The following is a 17,474-nucleotide window of genomic DNA, read 5'->3' on the forward strand; positions in this document are numbered from 1 at the left end:
TTTGACACTTAAAGATAGGGGATATTTTTATATGCATTTATTATTTCTAAAATTTATTTTTGAAAATAATAAGAGTGTGTATATATTATTGTTATTGTTGTTGTTTAGAGAGGAGTTGTTTATGATTATTAATGCAAGAAAGCTAAAATTTGTTTTATTATGTTGTTTTACTCTACTTTTAATTAATTGTTCTAGTGTGTTTGCTATGGGGGCTGAACATGATAATGTAACATTTGATAAGGTGGAAAAAATAGGAAATAAAGTAGAACAGTATCTAGTAGTAAAAGGAACATACGTTTATTTTAATTATGAATTAGCTGAAAAAAACAAAGAATCATTTGAAGTGATTGAACAAGGCTTATTGATAGAATCGATAAGTAACGAATTTAATGGAACTAATGGTCTCCAATTAAGAAGTGTTTCTATAAGTTTACCTATATGGGGGAATTATTGTGGTCCAGGATATAGTGGAGAAGATTTTACAAAACCTGCACAAGATATTTTGGATGAGGGGTGTAGGAGACATGATAAATGCTATAAATGGGGGTTATCATTAACTCAAAACTGCGAATGCAATCGAGCTTTGGTTCAATATATCGACGAAAACAAAAGTAAAATGACTGGGAAAATGGCAAAAGTTGCTTGGGCAATAAGAACATATTTTAATACAATAGGAATGATAGGGTGTTAATTAATCAGTGAAGAGTATAGGTTATTATACTATGGAATAAATGATATTTGACCATTACATGAGCCTTAAATTAATTCATAGTCTATTTATATATAAATCGAGAGATACATAGTTGTATTATATGTATTTTCTATCCACATCCCAATATTATTTTGAATTTAAATAATGTATATTGGGAGACATGAGTATGTACAGAAAATTTTTATTAGCAATAGGATTAAATACAAAGAGTGAACTAATACATAAGATTACCTTGATTTTTACTTGTTATCCTTTTTTATGAAATAAAAACTGAATATAAATTTTTTATTTGTTTGTTTTTACGAGGACTTCGCATGTCAAAATGCAGAGGTCCTCCTTTTTTATGCTCAAAAATCAAAAAAATGAGTAAAAAAGGAGGACAAAAGTATGTCAAACAAAGAAAAATACATTTATGTTAAAGGTAATAAGATCTATGTCTCTGATGAAGTGTATAGAGCATATAAAAAAGAACTTAATCATGAAGCTCACTTGAAAAGATTGGATAGAAAACATAAGGTATTTAATTTTGGAGACTTTAACACAAGTATTGTAGATGTTGCCGATGACACAGTAGATGTTGAAAAAATCATTGAAACTAAAATGCTGATAGAAGATCTGTATCGTGCATTGGACAGTCTAAATGATGAAGAGAGAAAGTTAATCGAAGCACTATATTTTGATGATAAAACTCTCACAGAAGTTGCAAAGCAAGGTGATACGAATCCGATGAAAATCAGTAGACTAAGAAATAGGATTTTAGAGAAACTGAGAAAACTTTTGGATAAGTAAATTAAGTTTAAGTAGAGGGCAGGGAAAATCTTTGTCCTCTATTTTTAAAAAATTTTCAAAAAAAGTGTTAAAAGTTGTTCTGAAAGTAAGGTTTATATATAGAGGGACTTTTATACCTCGTTATATGTAGATTTTGTTTTTTGACAACTGAATAGACCAAGACAAGACGTTAACCGATAGTGGAGCAATTTACGAACTTACGCCAAGATAAACCTGCTAAGATAATTGGTTTAAATGAATACCTACATTGTGTAGAGGATATAAGGTTTGTAGCGATAAATAGATTTGTATGAAAAGAGGATGGCAACTCTTGTGCGATGATACTAATGGGGATAATGATACTTCTACAGTTGAAGCCGGCTCATCTTGAAAAGGGGCGGAGGTGAAATTCCTATGTAGCAGCCAATGCACTTGTCAATGTCAAAAAACTTAATTAGAGAAAACAACGAAGAAAGGAGTTTTCTAATGAATATAGAAGAATTAACAAGATATAAAAATATGTCAGTGGAAGATATAGATAAAAAGATAGTCCCTGACATTAAAGATATAAGAGATAAAAGCAGCGTAGATCCGATTTCTATGTATTTTATGAAAGTCGGTAATGTGCTTGTAAAATGCAGTTACGCAAAAATTGGGCGAAGTTTAGAGGATTGTTTTCTATCATATTTGCAGAAGAAAGCAATGCTGATTGATTAAAAAATATGATAAATGGGAGCTGACTTTTTTGTTTAAATGTGCTATACTATATAAATATATAGGGATGCAATTTAATATGTGCTGAGAACTCCAAGTTATCATATTTTTCTCTGGAAAAATAATGAATGATTTGGAGGTTTTGTTATGTCTAAAAATACTTTAAATGTAAATAGTTTTAAGGTGGCGATGTATCTTAGATTATCTCAGGACGATGAAAAATATGACAAAAATTTCAAGGTAGAGAGCAATAGTATTTCTAATAAAAGGTTACAAATAAAAGATTATATTGCTAATCAGCAAGATATGGAACTTGCAAAAGAATATATAGATGATGGATATTCAGGAATAAACTTTGAAAGACCGGCTTTTAAGGCAATGATGGAAGATGTCATTACTGGAAATATTAACTGTATTATTGTAAAAGACTTATCGAGATTTGGAAGAGATTATATTGATAGCGGAAGATACTTACAAAGAGTATTTCCTTCTCTTGATGTGAGGTTTATTGCTTTAAATGACAACTATGACAGCTTTACAGCAAGTGAAACGGAAAAGAACTTAGTTATTCCTTTTAAGAACTTTATCAATGATAACTATTGTAGAGATACATCTGCAAAGGTAAGAAGTGTTTGCAAGGTCAAGAGAAAACAAGGACAGTTTATATCAAACTACACCCCTTATGGCTATGAAAAAGATAAAGAAGATAAGCACAAAATTGTAATAGATAAAGAAGTAGAGTATGTAGTGCAAAAAATCTTTACTATGAAGCTTGAGGGTTATAGTTCATTTTCTATTGCAAAACACTTAAATGATAATGGAATATTATCTCCTATGGAATACAAGAAATCAAAGGGGATTAGGTATAAGACAGGCTTTAGTACAAAAGCTGTTGCTAAGTGGGATACACCTGCTATTAATCGCATTCTAACCAATGAAATCTATATTGGAACGCTTCAACAAGGGAAAAGAGAGAAGGTAAACTATAAGCTTGATAAAGTTGTTTCTAAAGATAGAAGTGATTGGATTGAAATTGAAGATAACCACGAGGCAATTATTGATACCAATGATTTCGAGATTGTGCAGAAACTTTTAAAATGCGACATAAAGGCAAGAAATATAGGTGAAAAGGCAGATATATTTTCCGGACTTTTATTTTGTAAGGATTGTAATTCACAAATGACAAAGAAAGTAGATAGAAGAGGAAAGAATCCTACAATCTACTATATTTGCTCTATGTATAATAAGGGGAAGTCATGCAGCAGGCACTCTATTAAGCAGGAAGAACTGAAAAAGACGGTTCTTGAAACCATTCGTCACTATATAAACTCGCTTGGGAAATACGAAGTTATTTCTGAAAAAGTAAGAGAAATGGAAATCTCTTATGAATTATTCAAAAAAATAGATAAAAGACAAGAACATACGAAAAAAAGTAAAGCGAAGTTTGAGCTTTTAAAATCATCCTTGTTTCAGGATTTAAAAGAAGGTCTTATTTCTGAAGAAGAATTTTACGATATGAGAGAGTTTTATACCAATCGTATTGTAGAAAGCGAGCTGATTTTAGAAAGACAGGATAAAGAAATTGCAAGGCTGTATAAAAAGAGTATAGGTAATCAGAACTTCTTTTCTGAAATTAAGAAGTATAAAAATATCAATACTTTAGAAAGAGGACTTCTTGTAAGGTTAATAGATAAAATATATGTCTTGGAAAATCAAAGGATAGAAATTCATTTTAACTACGATGAAACTTTAGATATATTTGATAAATTAAATAGCTACCCACTTCAAACACAAGAAAGAATCAGGGAGGTGGTGTAGATGGCAAGAACCGCAAACAGGAGAATGTCAGCAGAAGAAAATAAAGTAAGGATTGAACCTTTAAACAGTTTTCAAACAGCTATTTATGCCAGAATTTCAAGAGATAAGAAAGAGAAGCCAAGTGATTCCATTGAAAATCAGATTGCTCTTTGCGAGGGGTATATCCAAAAGAATGATGATCTTAGCTTGGCTGCTGTCTATAAGGATATTTCAAAGACCGGAACGAATTTTGAAAGACCGGACTTTGATAAATTGATGGATGAAATCAGACAGGGAAAAATTGAGTGTATTGTCGTAAAGGACTTATCTCGTTTTGGAAGAAACTATATTGAGCTTGGGAATTTTATTGAGAAGATATTTCCATTTCTCAATGTAAGATTTATTGCTGTTAATGATAATTTTGATACTTTTCATATGGAAGACCCAAATAAATCGCTTGAAGTGATTTTGAAGAATCTTGTTAATGAGGGCTATGCGAAAGATATTTCAAAGAAAGTATCTACATCTCATCAGATACGAATCAAGCAAGGTGGATTTATCTGTGGGTCAGCGCCTTATGGGTATACGGCACGAAAAGACGAGAATGGAATAAGAAGATTGTATATAGATGAAAGTACGGCACCCATTGTTAAGGACATCTTTGAATCGTACTTAAAAGGACTTAGTACACTTGAAATTTCAAAGCTGCTACATGAAAGAAAAGTCTATGTTGCTACGGATTATCGAAAATACAAAAAAGCCATAGCCGATAATGATGAGCCTGTTAGAATTTGGAATCCAACTACGGTTTTACAAGTGCTTAAAAATCGTGTTTATACAGGGACTTTAATTCAAGGAAGAAATCAAAAGCATTTATATGAGGGAAAAAAGAGAGAAAGACTTTGTGAAGAACACTGGACAGTAACAGAAAATGCCCATGAAGTCATTATCTCAATAGATACTTTTGAAAAGGTGCAGGCGGTAATTTCCACAAAATCGAGTCAGATTAGAAATAGCAGACAGAAAAATGCTCATTCTAAAGATGATACGGTCTTTAGAGGAAAAGTTTATTGTGGGATTTGCAAAAAGAGAATGAGCGTTCACAGGCAACAAAGTGGTAAAAAATCCGTGTTTTATTTTAGTTGCAATAGGTTTCAAGAATTTACAACAGAAAAATGTGGAGTGGCTATTACGGAAACCACTCTTGAAAAAACTGTTAAGGCAGCTTTTGATGCAATCCTTTTAAATAACGGTAAAAGCTACAAAGAATACTTAAAGGGTTATGAGAAAGTAATAGGAGAACTTGATAGAAAGAGTGATAGGGAACTCACTGAGATCAACCGGAAATATACAAAACTTAGCAGGCTTCAAAGTGAATATTATGAAAAGTATGTTTTGGGAGAATGGACAAAAGAAACTTTTGAAAAAGAGAAAGATAACCTCAATCAAAGTAAGAAAGAATTGGAGATTTTCAAGGAAAAGCAAATATCAACTTATGATGAAGAAAAATTCAAACTTCAGGAACAGCATAAGTATCTTGAAGCTCTTATCAAGGGAAAAAACAAGAAATGGGATAAGGATTTTGTAACTGCCATTATAGATAAGATATTTATCGGAAAAGATAATAGCATAGAAATCAAGTTTAATTTTGAAGAGAAGTCTGTGGTTAGAGAAAAACTTGGTGGAAAGGTAAAAAGGTGCTGATATGAATACAGTAGATTTTTACTTAAGATTATCTTTGGAGGATGGAGATTACAAGGATGAGAGTAACAGCATTATCTCACAAAGGGCGATTCTAAAAGATTACATCAACTCAAGAGATGAATTTACAGGCGTTAAGGTAAGAGAACATATAGATGATGGTTATACCGGAACAAATTTTAATCGTCCAGCTTTTCAAAAAATGATTGAGCTTGTTAAGGAAAATGAAGTAAATACAATTCTTGTAAAAGATTTATCTCGTTTTGCAAGAGATTATATTGAAGCGGGGGCATATATTGAGCAGATATTTCCCTTTATGCAAGTTCGATTTATTTCCGTTAATGATAATTATGATAGTAACAACAATGAAGATGGAGTTGTCGGTTTAGATGTTCCGTTTAGAAATCTTACCCATGATTACTATTCAAAAGACATTTCACAGAAAATGCGTTCATCTGTAAAAGTGAGACAAGATAAAGGTTATTACTTCGGTTCAAAAGCTCCTTACGGATATGTAAAAGATGAAAGAGATCATCACCATTTGATTGTCGATAAAGAAGTAAGACATATTGTTGAAGAAATATTTGAAAGATATTTAGCTGGAGATAGTATGCTTTCTATCGCCAAAGATTTCAATGAAAGAGAAATTTTAACTCCCGCAAAGCATATTGGATTAAAAAGAGGAAGTGGAATCTGGACGGGGCAAATCGTTAGATATATTTTAAAGCAAAGAGTTTATACGGGTGCAATTGTTGGTGGAAAGACAAGGGTACAGGAAGTTGGCTCTGATAGTAAGAAATGGATAGATGAAAGGGAATGGATTATACGAGAAGATATGCACGAAGCTATCGTTCCTAAAGAGAATTTTAGTAAAGTTCAAGAGCTGTTAAATCGCAATGAAAAAAATATTAGCAGAGAGCGGAAAAACTTCCATATCCTTCAAGATATAGTCTATTGTGGTAAATGTCATCATAAAATGGCTTATACCGTTCATTATGGCAAAACAGATGGATATTGCTGTCCATATAGGTATAAAGCAAAAGATTGTGGTTGCATGAAAGGAAAGATACAGGCATCAATACTTGAAAAGATTGTAGCTGAAGAAATAAGGCTTTATACAGAGCATTTCCTTGAACAAGAGCAAATGAGAGCTATTGAGTATAGGATTCAGGAAAGTATTTGTGAGAACTTGCTGGATAGAAAAAGAAAATTAGAAGATGAGAAACAAAAATTGCAGGTATCTAAAATGCAGCTTTATGAAAAGCATAAGCAGGGAGTTACGGATAAGGAAACATATCTCTTTCAAAAAGCAGTTTTTACCAAGAAAATCCAAAGTATAGAACAGGAAATATCTATCGTAGAAGATAAGATAAAGAAAAATACTGCTTCAGGGCATAACTTAAATGTTGATAAAATAAGAGAAGCGGCATCAAAAGGAGAGCTTGTTTTAGACTGGATCAATGAAGTCATAGAAAAGATATATATTTATGACAAAGATAAGATTGAGATAGTTTGGAAATTTAAAGAAAGTGAGTATGCAGATGGACAATAAAGGTGAAATGATGATTGTAAATCAAGAACTTCTTGCAAGTAGAATTTATATAATCAGAGGGCAAAAAGTTATGCTTGATTATGAACTTGCAGAAATTTATGGGTATGAAACAAAGACCTTTAATCAGCAAGTTAAGAATAATATTGAGAAATTTGATGATGATTTTAGATTTCAACTTACAAAAGATGAATGGGAAATTTTGAGGTCAAAAAAATTGACCTCAAAATCTGAAGCCGGTTCAGGAGGTAGAAGATATTTACCTTTTGCCTTTACAGAACAAGGGATTTATATGTTAATGACAGTTCTAAAAGGAGAACTTGCAGTAAAACAGAGTAAAGCTCTCATTCGTACTTTCAAGCAAATGAAAGACTATATTTTAGAAAATCAGGGCTTGATAGGTAAAAGAGAATTTTTACAACTTTCCATGCAGATTACAAGCAATGTTGTAGAAATGTAGGATTTAAGACGAGATTTGAGAGATGTGGAAGAACAGGTGGCGGATGTAGTGAATACTTTAAGTAATGTCGTTCATAAATCAGAGCTATCTGAGTTGATTCTTGACCTCAGTAATCCTTCTTTAAAATATGGATTTTTACTGTTAAATGGACAGCCTATTGAGGCAAATCTCGCTTACAAGGACATTTATAGCGTAGCGAAAAAGAGTATTTATATTGTAGATAACTATATCGGAGTGAAAACGCTGGTGTTATTAAAAGATATAGATTCTTCAGTAGAAATAATTATTTTCAGCGATAATATAGGTAAAGGGCTTCATACTCTTGAATATCAAGATTTTTGCAGGGAGTATCCTCATGTCAATATCAAGTTTCAGAAGTCCGGCAGAGCATTTCACGATAGATACATTATCATTGACTGGAATACAGATAATCAAAGTATATATCATTGTGGAGCATCCTCTAAAGATGTGGGTCAAAAAATCACAAGCATATTGGAAGTTGCAGATCAAATGATTTATACAGATTTAATAAATAAGCTTTTGAAAAACCCTATATTAAAGTTAAAATAGGGTATAGATTTATTTGATTAGAAATAGAAAAAAGATGTATCCAATACTTGACACAAGGGTGGAATTGAATGGAGTATACCAACAAAGCTATTAGGCGAAAAAACAGTATTTATATTTACTGATATATATGGAAATGATGTAACGGTGACATTATCGAAGGAGAAGTAGTTATGGAAAATAAGGTTGTATTTAATCAAAAAGATTTAATCCTTAAGGTAAATAAGAATTACGATAAGTCTAAGTTAGATTTAGATAAGTGGGAAAATTATTTAGATGTTTTATGTGGGAATAGAGATTACCAAAAGGATGCTATCAGAAGCTCTTTAATCTATTTAGCTTCTGGGATGTATTCCACTATAGCAGATGTTGTTAAAGAAAATTATAATAGCAATTCCGAATTATGTAAGAAGTATTTGACTATAGAAGATTATATTTCAAATTTACAAATACCAAATAAACTATTTGCCAATATTGATTTGGCAACAGGAACAGGAAAATCGTATGTAATATTTGCTATTGCTCAAATCCTATTAGCGGAAAAAATAGTAAAGAGAGTTTTGGTTTTATGCCCTTCATTAACTATTGAAAAAGGGCTAAAAAAGAAATTTGAAGAATTATCATCAAATGCTGACCTAAGAAATGCAATACCAGAAGAATTAACTGGAACAACAGCGAGAATTATAAGTGCCGATTCTACTATCTGTGAAGGAGATATTTGTGTTGAAAACATTCATGCTGTTTATGAAACAACTGGCTCATCGATTAAAGATAGTTTCAAAAATGGTGGAGAAGATACGCTGGTATTGAATGATGAATCTCATCATATATTCAATAGTACAAGTGAAAATGATATAAAAAAATGGAAGGAGTTTCTATTAAGGGAAGATTATAAATTTAAGTATATTTTAGGATTTACGGGAACTGCATATTTAGAAGATGAGTATTTTAATGATGTTATTTATAGGTATTCTTTAAGAAGTGCAATAGATGATAGAATTGTAAAGACTATTGACTATGTACAAAAAGATGATGTTTCTGGAGATAGAGAATATAAATTTCAAAAAATAAGAGAGAACCACCAATCAAATAAAAGAAAATACCCAAATATTAAGCCTATATCTATACTTATTACAAAAGATATATCAAGTGCAAAAAATTTATATGAAGATTTTTTGGATTTTCTATGCGATTTTGAAAAAATAACAAGAGAAGTTGCCGAAAGGAAAGTTTTAATCGTAACTTCAGATCAAAAACACAGGGCTAACGTAGGCATGTTAGATTTCATTGATAATAAAGAAAATTCTTTTGAGTGGATTGTATCTGTGAGTATGCTTACAGAAGGCTGGGATGTTAAAAATGTTTTTCAAATTGTGCCTTGGGAAGATAGAGCATTTAATTCCAAGCTTTTAATAGCACAGGTTTTGGGCAGGGGACTTAGAATTCCAATGGAATATTCTAATCCTCAACCATCAGTAACAGTGTTTAATCATGATAGTTGGAGCAAAAATATAAAGTCATTAGTTAATGAAGTTTTAGAAATTGAAACAAGAATTATAAGTACAGTAAAATACAATGGAGATAGAAATAAATATCATTTTGTTGTAAAAAATTTATCATATGACAAAGAGGAGAAGGAAATTAATACAGATTCGACTCGTTTAAATTATGCTAAATCATGGGAGGAAGGTATAAAACTAAAAAGTCAAATTTTGCAATCTAAAAAAGAAACTGAATATGAAAATCTTTTGACTGGCAAAAGTAGAAATATTGAATATAATATCAAACTTAGAACTAAAACGATTAATCAAGTTATAGATAAAATATACCACGAATTTAGATTGAGGGATTGGGAGACAAAAATTCTGGGATTGGGTGATGATGTAGTTTACTCTAAAGAAAATTTACCTCCACGTGATAAAATTGAATCTATTATTAGAAAATCTATGAAAAGTGCTGGTATTACGAGAGATATTCTCATAGAGGAGAATGCAAATAAGATTTTTACAGCTTTTTCGACTTTGTTTAGAACAAGAAGCAAGACTGTAATAAATTCAGTGAAATCAACAGAATTTATTGATATTAATACTGAAGACATGAGAAATGAAACACGAGGGATTTCATCATTTAGATCAGCAGATTCTATGTTTTTCTATACTGATAAATACAAAGATGAAATGCCAAGTGAAGAACAGAAAGTGATAGTTGAGAAATTTGTAGAAGATGAAAATTTCCCTAAAAAAGCTTATACTGAAATAAATTATTATGATTTTAAGACTCCATTGAATACTGTGATTGCTAGTGCCGATCCAGAATACAAATTTTTGAAAAAATATTTATTTAAAAATGAAAACGCTCAAAAAATTAAATCTTGGGTAAAATCAAGGGATATGGGATTCTACAGTATAGAATATTCTTATAAATTGAATTCTCACACTAAAGTTGGGACATTTAATCCAGATTTTATCATCAAATTAGATAAAAGTGAAAATATCTATTTGTTTATAGAAATTAAAGATGATGGGGACAATTCGCCAGAGAATAAGGGTAAATATAAGGCTGCTAAAGAGCATTTTTCTTTATTGAATCAAAAGCTAATAGATAGTGGCATTAATGAAAAATATATATTTCATTTTTTAAGTCCTAATGATTATGAAATCTTTTTTCAATATCTAAGAGATGATAAATTGGATACATTTGTTAGTGGTTTAGATAATTTGCTTGAGGAGGCGGATAAGTAGAGTTACCTCTCTATCTCCTTACCCATATATTTCTCATAATTTTTTCTGATCTGATACAGTTCTTTCATATCGGATTTTGCAGAAGAATACTCTTGCATTAGAGTATTCTTTTTTTATGAAATGAATCAAGCTCTTTTAGAATATCCTTAGATTTTGGAAGTTTTGAGTAAGATTTTTTTATATTTGAAATGGCATTTTCATATAGTGTTATTTCTGATTTATGTTCTTCAAAAAAGCCTTATCAGATGGATCTTTCTTATATTCCAGATAGATTTGGCGATACTCCTTTACGGCATGAATTTGTTCCATAGTATTTGATAGAACTGAAATCTTGTTATCAATAACTTTGATTTGATCCTGTAAATCTTGTCTTTTTAATGCACTCTCTTTAATGTATTCATCAAGATGGGATATAGACTTAAATCCTTTTTCACGCATCAAAAGAACAGTATCGGCTGCAGTTTTTAAATTATGTTTTGTAGCCCAATACTCATAACCTTTGTTTGATTTTATCTTTTCATTATTTGCAATATCAATAATATTTCCTACACGCTTTTTAACAGTATAGGTTCTTTGATTCGCATTATCTAGGATACGCTCTTTTAATTTATCCTCAGTATAATCTTCTCCAATAGTCTTAGCTCTTGTAAATCTTTCTTTGTCATTGTGCTTAAACGCAATGTGCTTTCCATACTTGATTTCATAATCAAGGGTAGTCATTTTCTTTAGAAAATCATCCCAATCATTGGATTGTTTAATAGCTCTATCAATATCAAATTGAAGCCTGCTTTTCCAAGAGGTACCTTTCTTGAATTGGTCATTTTCATACCATGACTTACCATTAGTCTTATATTTCTTTCTATAAGTTTCATAGAACTCATCAATAACAGATAGATTATTTTCTTTACACAATTTATCGCTTTGATACCTAATTTGATGATAACTTTTTTTATTTGACTGGTAGCACTTGCCTGTAACCATATTTACATTATTGAAGATGATATGGTTATGGATATGCCCTTTATCTATATGGGTAGTAAGTACGAACTCGTACTGATCTTTAAGTATTCTTTTACAAAGTTCCATTCCGATTTGATGTGCCATTTCTGGCGTAGTTTCACCTGGCGTAAATGACTGAATGAGGTGTCTTGCAAGTACAGCTCCATTAACTTTATTATCTTCTCTAGTCTTCATAAAAGCAGTATGGGCAGTAGAAGCAAAGCACTTATTTGTGCTTACCAATATTTTTTCGTCAGTCTTTTCTTCGTTTGTTATATAGGCGATAGCGAGGTTAAGAGTGGATTTTATAGGATGTATTTTTGTGATTGCCATTTATATGTCATCTCCTTTGTCGGTAGTTTTACTGAGTAGTAGAGAATGTATCTGCCATATTTCTTTTGATATATGGTCAATTTGCGATTGCATGTCTTTGATGTCATCGCTATAGATAACACCAGTAGAATTAACTCGTTTTGCAATTTGGTTGATACTACTTGCATACCTAAAAAGCAGTCCTTGTATTCCCCTAAAGGGCTGTAAATCGACAACATAAATATCTGATTCGGATACCACTTTTCTTAGAAAATAATTCATTGTTTTACACTTTGCCATCTTCATTTTCTTTTCAAAAAGTGCTTTTTCTTCTTCTGTTAAGTTTATCTTCAGCTGAACATTTCTAATTCTATTTGCCATGTTTGTTACTTCCTTTCATAAAATCTGGGGTCTTAGGGTACGCTCTAACAAGTTAAAAATTGAAAAAAAGAAGCAACTCCACGAGGGGCTGCTTCATCGATTTTTCGTAAGTGGGTATACACTTACTGTGCTTGCTACAAAAGCAAAATAGAGAAATAAAGTCAGCGTGATTTATAAACTATTTATAAAAACTTTTAATTCTTATTAAGATGAGAAATAAGATATTAAAAGTTTAGAGAATAATTAAAATTAAGCTAAAGATAAGCGTTGGAGGCAAAGTAGAATTTTTCTGCCTTATTTTATGATAATAATTATCAAAAGACTTGTTAGACGAGGCTAACTGGTATATAATATAAATTACCGACGAATACGTCGGTAAGGAGGTAGGAAAAATGTGTGCCGCTAAAAGATTGAGCGAAATGGAAAGAAAAAAAGAAATTATGAATTCAGCGACTAAGGTTATCCTAGAAAAAGGCTTTGAAAAGACAACTATGGAAGACATTATTGCTGGTACAAGTTTATCTAAAGGGGGAGTTTACCACTATTATGGAAGTGTCATTGAAATTTTTAAAGATATTATGATCTTTGGTAATGAGTATAGAAGTGAAATTATCAAAGAACATATTGGAATAAAAAAACAAATTGCTAGTGTAGAGTTTATAGCAAAAGAATTGGTGGATAAAGTGATTGATGAAAATCCTTATATGCCGCTTTACATTGAGTTTTTAATTGCAAAAAAAAGAAAGCCTGAACTTAATGAAATTTTTGTTGAGTTGCAAGAGCAAGCAAAAGAAAGTTTAAAGAAAATTTTTGGAGATACTCCAAATTGGTTAACTAATTGCGATACATTTCAATTTATAACAGATTTTGTTAATGCAATGATTCTTGGCTCTGATGTTCTTGAAGCTAGAGAAAATTTTAAAAAAAATAGAAAAATTTTAGAAAAAATGTTTATTTGCATATTAGAAAATGGAGAGGGATATAATAAGGTTTTATAAAATAATTGATATTTCTATGTAAGTCCAGTTAAGATGCTCATTATTAGCTATGATATGACCAATAGAATTTTTTATAGTCAATGGTTAGTGATTGCTAACTGAAAGGAGATAGGTTAATGAAGAAAAAACATAATAATGAATTGCTTGATTCTACTCCGGGAATCAAGCAGTCTAAGGGAAATGAAAATTTAGTAAAAGAAATAGAAAGTCTAAATCTTGATGTTCCTAGTGAGATTATGCAACGAATTGAAAGTGATGTTGAACAAAGTGAAAAACAACCCAAAATAAGTATAGGTGAATTAAATAAAGCGCTTATGAGTGTAGCTCCGGAGTATAAGAATAAGATGCGACTTTCTGTTATTTTTGCTTGTATTGGAGAGCTTTTTAGTTTTTCTACTTATTTCTTCAGTGCGTATGCGGCAGGGTGGTTAATAAAAAATTCAGGAGATAATCCTGTAGATTTTGATGTACTTCTTAAATATGCTCTTTTGGCAATAGGTTCATTGCTGCTTTATTTTATATTTACAGGATTTAGTACAACCATTTCACATAAAATATCATTTTCTATACTTGCAAAACTTAGACAGACTTTATTTGAAAAATTGAAGGTAATTCCAATGGGTTACTTGGTCGACAATCCTGTTGGCAAAATTAAGGTGATTATCATGGATAGAGTAGCGGATATGGAAGATTGGGTAGCGCATATTATGCCAGAGTTACCTAGCAAACTTTTACATCCGATACTTTGTATAATAATTTTATTTTTATTAGATTGGCGTATAGGATTATCAATATTTGTGCCATTGCCAATTGCTTTTATCGGAATGGCTACTATGATGTACAAGTATCGTAGCAGGATGGTTGTGTGGTTATCAAGTTATGCTAATGTTGCGGACAGAAGTGCTGAATATGTTCGTGGGATTCCTGTAATCAAAGCTTTTGCACAAGATAAAGTTTCTTATGGAAAATTTGCAGACGCAGTAAAATTCTATCATTTCTCTACTATGAAGTGGTGGAAACAAAGTTGGTTTGGCAAAGCACTGATGACTGCGGCAATGATGACACCGCAGATAGTTAGTATGCCTTTAGCTTTTTATTTATATGGGAACGGACAAATAGGTATAGAAACTCTGATTTTATCACTTATATTGCCTATTAGTATTCTTCCACAGACTTTTGCAATCATGATGAGCTTTGAACTCTTCCAAATGGCTTCCAATACTTGGATATCCATACAAGAACTCATTGATATGCCTGTTCAAAAACGCCCTGATTCAAAAAATAAAGTTGATATAGACAAGAATAAGGGAATTACGTTTGATAATGTAAGTTTTTCTTATCATGATGGAACTGAGGTATTGCATAACATTTCTTTTGAAACAAAACCTGGAGAAGTAACTGCACTTGTAGGACCTTCAGGAGGAGGAAAATCCACCATTGCAAAGCTTTTAGCAGGTTTTTGGGATCAGTCATCGGGGACAATTTCTATTGGCGGTGTGGATACAAATAAAATCTCATTTAAACAGCTTGCAGAAGAAATTTCTTTTGTATCACAAGATAATTTTTTATTCGACGTGAGTATTAGGGATAATATAAGGCTTGGCAAACCTCAAGCGAGTGAGGATGAAATTATTGCGGCGGCAAGAGCTGCGCATTGTCATAATTTTATTATGGAACTTCCCGAAGGGTATGACACTAAAGGAGGGGAAGCAGGTGGAGCGATGTCAGGTGGTGAGAGGCAACGAATAACTCTTGCCAGAGCAATTTTGAAGCCTGCATCAACAATCGTCTTAGATGAGGCAACAGCATATGCCGATCCAGAAAATGAAGCGCTAATTCAAGAAGCGTTATCTCATCTTGTAAAGGGAAAAAATCTTGTTATGGTTGCTCATAGATTAAATACAATTAAGCAGGCGCATCAAATAATCTTAATTGACAAAGGTAAAATTATAGCTAAGGGTAAACACGATGAACTTATGAAAGAACCACACTATGCAAGCCTTTGGAAACAATATTTAGGAAAGGAGTAGAATATGAAGTTTATAAAATTATCATTTAAATTAGCGGGACAGTATAAAAATCGACTTAAAGCGGGAATGTTACTTATTTTTCTTCAAAACGCTTCTGTGTTGTTTGGATTTTTTGCTTTATTCCTTGCATTTGGCTGGATGAATGAAATTACTGTAGGATATATTTGGACGATTTTTGGAGTATTATTTGCATCTTTTCTTTTCAATTTTCTCACAGGTTGGGCAAAGAGTGGCCTTAGTGACGGTGTTTTCTTCGGAATTTTCAAAGATTACAGACTTGCTGTCGGAGAAAAACTTAAAAAAGCACCTATGGGATATTTTGCAGAACAAAGTTTATCAAGAATTATGGCAGCCTTTACAAATGTTATGAAGAGTCTTGAAAACTACTCTGCAATGAGCATAGACTTTGCTGTTTCCGGAATTTCAATATCATTTTTCCTATTGATTGGAATGTTCGGTGTAAATATTAAAATCGGAATTTTAACTTTGATTTGCTTAATTTTTATTTGGCTTTGCGTATTACTTATGACTAATCAAGCAAAAAAAGAAATTGCACGTGAACATACTGCCATTACCAAGTTGGGAGATGCTTTAGTCGACAGTATCAGCGGTATTCCTGTGCTTCGCAGTTTTCCTCTTGTGAATGAGAGTGTGGAGGAGAAAATACACACTAAATTGAAGAATGCTTCTGAGGAGCTTAGACTTACTCAAGTACATTTTGAGATGGTCTTTGTTATTTATGCCAGAATTTTTTCTACTATTATCAATCTTTCGAGCCTCCTTGTTACACTATTTTCTTGTTATCTCTATACTAAAGGAGAGGTTTTATTACCACAAGCACTCACTGTTTCGGCTGCCGGTTTTATGATTTTTGGTGGCTTAAAACAACTTGAGAACGCAGCTATTCTGATGGTTAAAAATCCTGCCAATATGCAGTATTTGGAGGAAGTTTTAGATATTCCTGAAATAAGTGACGGGACTTTAGAAGTTATGAAAAACAATGATATTGTATTTGACAAGGTGAATTTTGCTTATGATAAGAGAAATCCTGTCTTAAAAGACCTTTCATTTACGATTTCGCAAGGTTCGAGGACAGCTATTGTAGGCCCTTCCGGTTCAGGAAAAACTACAATTATCAATTTAATATCTCGTTTTTATGATGTTGACAGCGGGGAAATAAGATTGGGAAATAAGGATATACGAGATTATAAAGTAGAAAGTTTACTGAAAAATCTTTCCCTTGTTTTTCAAGATGTGTATCTTTTCCGAGATACCATAGAAAACAATATTCGATTTGCAAATCCTGATGCAAGTCATGAAGAAGTAGTGGAAGCTGCTAAAAAGGCTCGTTGTCATAATTTTATTATGGAACTTCCTGATGGTTATAACACTATGGTAGGCGAAGGGGGAAGCTCTCTTTCCGGGGGAGAAAAACAGAGAATTTCTATTGCGAGAGCTCTTTTGAAAAATGCACCGATTATTCTTTTAGATGAGGCGACCAGTTCTGTTGATCCTGAAAATGAATATGAGATTTTAGCAGCTATTGAAGAGTTATCCAAGGGTCATACTGTTATTTCTATAGCACACAGGCTTTCTACAGTGAAAAAAGCGGATCAAATATTAGTAATTGATGGAGGTACATTGGTGCAAGCAGGAAATCACAGTGACTTGATTTGCAAGGAAGGAATTTACTCATCGTTTATACAGGCACGAGAACGTGCAGCCAATTGGACATTATAGAAATT

The 17,474-nt window shown here is 31.9% G+C and carries 11 protein-coding genes and 2 pseudogenes; 11 read left to right on the forward strand and 2 right to left on the reverse strand.

Features of this window, described 5'->3' with window-relative positions:
* Window positions 1-121 precede the first annotated feature (121 nt).
* The 8 genes and pseudogenes from FGK96_RS02865 to FGK96_RS02900 all read left to right on the forward strand — a co-directional run bounded on the left by FGK96_RS02865 (window position 122) and on the right by FGK96_RS02900 (window position 11,009).
* On the forward strand, window positions 122-691 hold the full coding sequence (locus FGK96_RS02865) for a hypothetical protein (protein WP_138081165.1): 570 nt from the start codon (window positions 122-124) through the stop codon (window positions 689-691).
* 408 nt (window positions 692-1,099) lie between these two features.
* Entirely contained in the window at window positions 1,100-1,501 is a 402-nt protein-coding gene (locus FGK96_RS02870) for a sigma-70 family RNA polymerase sigma factor (protein WP_138081167.1), read from the forward strand.
* Between the two features lie 465 nt (window positions 1,502-1,966).
* A complete protein-coding gene (locus FGK96_RS02875; RefSeq protein ID WP_138081169.1) occupies window positions 1,967-2,197 on the forward strand; it encodes a hypothetical protein in 231 nt (76 codons plus the stop codon).
* Window positions 2,198-2,341: 144 nt separating this feature from the next.
* Window positions 2,342-4,012, forward strand: a complete 1,671-nt coding sequence (locus FGK96_RS02880) for a recombinase family protein (protein ID WP_138081171.1) — start codon at window positions 2,342-2,344, stop codon at window positions 4,010-4,012.
* On the forward strand, window positions 4,013-5,695 hold the full coding sequence (locus FGK96_RS02885) for a recombinase family protein (RefSeq protein WP_138081173.1): 1,683 nt from the start codon (window positions 4,013-4,015) through the stop codon (window positions 5,693-5,695). It begins immediately after the preceding gene.
* A gap of 1 nt (window position 5,696) precedes the next feature.
* Complete coding sequence (locus FGK96_RS02890; RefSeq protein ID WP_138081175.1) at window positions 5,697-7,244, forward strand: recombinase family protein; 1,548 nt, start codon at window positions 5,697-5,699, stop codon at window positions 7,242-7,244.
* Window positions 7,234-8,271 (forward strand): annotated as a pseudogene (locus FGK96_RS02895) (ORF6N domain-containing protein). Before FGK96_RS02890 ends, FGK96_RS02895 begins: the two are co-directional and overlap by 11 nt.
* Before the next feature lie 170 nt (window positions 8,272-8,441).
* On the forward strand, window positions 8,442-11,009 hold the full coding sequence (locus FGK96_RS02900; RefSeq protein ID WP_138081177.1) for a DEAD/DEAH box helicase: 2,568 nt from the start codon (window positions 8,442-8,444) through the stop codon (window positions 11,007-11,009).
* A 2-nt stretch (window positions 11,010-11,011) separates the two neighbouring features.
* On the opposite strand, the pseudogene FGK96_RS02905 reads toward FGK96_RS02900, so the two are convergent.
* Both FGK96_RS02905 and FGK96_RS02910 read right to left on the reverse strand, forming a co-directional pair.
* Window positions 11,012-12,341, reverse strand: a pseudogene (locus tag FGK96_RS02905) (relaxase/mobilization nuclease domain-containing protein).
* The gene (locus tag FGK96_RS02910; protein ID WP_138081179.1) at window positions 12,342-12,701 is read right to left on the reverse strand and encodes a plasmid mobilization protein; all 360 of its coding nucleotides are present in this window, start codon (window positions 12,699-12,701) and stop codon (window positions 12,342-12,344) included.
* A 392-nt stretch (window positions 12,702-13,093) separates the two neighbouring features.
* On the opposite strand from FGK96_RS02910, the gene FGK96_RS02915 reads away from it, so the two are divergent.
* The 3 genes from FGK96_RS02915 (at window position 13,094) to FGK96_RS02925 (ending at window position 17,469) form a co-directional block, all read left to right on the forward strand.
* The gene (locus tag FGK96_RS02915; protein WP_000332326.1) at window positions 13,094-13,699 is read left to right on the forward strand and encodes a TetR/AcrR family transcriptional regulator; all 606 of its coding nucleotides are present in this window, start codon (window positions 13,094-13,096) and stop codon (window positions 13,697-13,699) included.
* 116 nt (window positions 13,700-13,815) lie between these two features.
* A complete protein-coding gene (locus FGK96_RS02920; protein WP_138081181.1) occupies window positions 13,816-15,729 on the forward strand; it encodes an ABC transporter ATP-binding protein in 1,914 nt (637 codons plus the stop codon).
* A gap of 3 nt (window positions 15,730-15,732) precedes the next feature.
* Window positions 15,733-17,469: an ABC transporter ATP-binding protein gene (locus tag FGK96_RS02925; protein ID WP_138081183.1), complete on the forward strand. Its 1,737-nt coding sequence runs from the start codon at window positions 15,733-15,735 to the stop codon at window positions 17,467-17,469.
* The last annotated feature ends 5 nt before the right edge of the window (window positions 17,470-17,474 follow it).

The sequence above is a fragment of the Streptococcus porcinus genome, assembly GCF_901542335.1.
Classification (GTDB): Bacteria; Bacillota; Bacilli; order Lactobacillales; family Streptococcaceae; genus Streptococcus; species Streptococcus porcinus_A.

Bases quoted from the DNA above. Each gene is read 5' to 3' on its own strand.
- FGK96_RS02900 (WP_138081177.1), top strand. From the start codon at position 8,442: ATGGAAAATAAGGTTGTATTTAATCAAAAAGATTTAATCCTTAAGGTA.
- FGK96_RS02925 (WP_138081183.1), top strand. From the start codon at position 15,733: ATGAAGTTTATAAAATTATCATTTAAATTAGCGGGACAGTATAAAAAT.
- FGK96_RS02865 (WP_138081165.1), top strand. From the start codon at position 122: ATGATTATTAATGCAAGAAAGCTAAAATTTGTTTTATTATGTTGTTTT.
- FGK96_RS02875 (WP_138081169.1), top strand. From the start codon at position 1,967: ATGAATATAGAAGAATTAACAAGATATAAAAATATGTCAGTGGAAGAT.
- FGK96_RS02870 (WP_138081167.1), top strand. From the start codon at position 1,100: ATGTCAAACAAAGAAAAATACATTTATGTTAAAGGTAATAAGATCTAT.
- FGK96_RS02920 (WP_138081181.1), top strand. From the start codon at position 13,816: ATGAAGAAAAAACATAATAATGAATTGCTTGATTCTACTCCGGGAATC.
- FGK96_RS02890 (WP_138081175.1), top strand. From the start codon at position 5,697: ATGAATACAGTAGATTTTTACTTAAGATTATCTTTGGAGGATGGAGAT.
- FGK96_RS02915 (WP_000332326.1), top strand. From the start codon at position 13,094: ATGTGTGCCGCTAAAAGATTGAGCGAAATGGAAAGAAAAAAAGAAATT.
- FGK96_RS02880 (WP_138081171.1), top strand. From the start codon at position 2,342: ATGTCTAAAAATACTTTAAATGTAAATAGTTTTAAGGTGGCGATGTAT.
- FGK96_RS02910 (WP_138081179.1), bottom strand. From the start codon at position 12,701: ATGGCAAATAGAATTAGAAATGTTCAGCTGAAGATAAACTTAACAGAA.
- FGK96_RS02885 (WP_138081173.1), top strand. From the start codon at position 4,013: ATGGCAAGAACCGCAAACAGGAGAATGTCAGCAGAAGAAAATAAAGTA.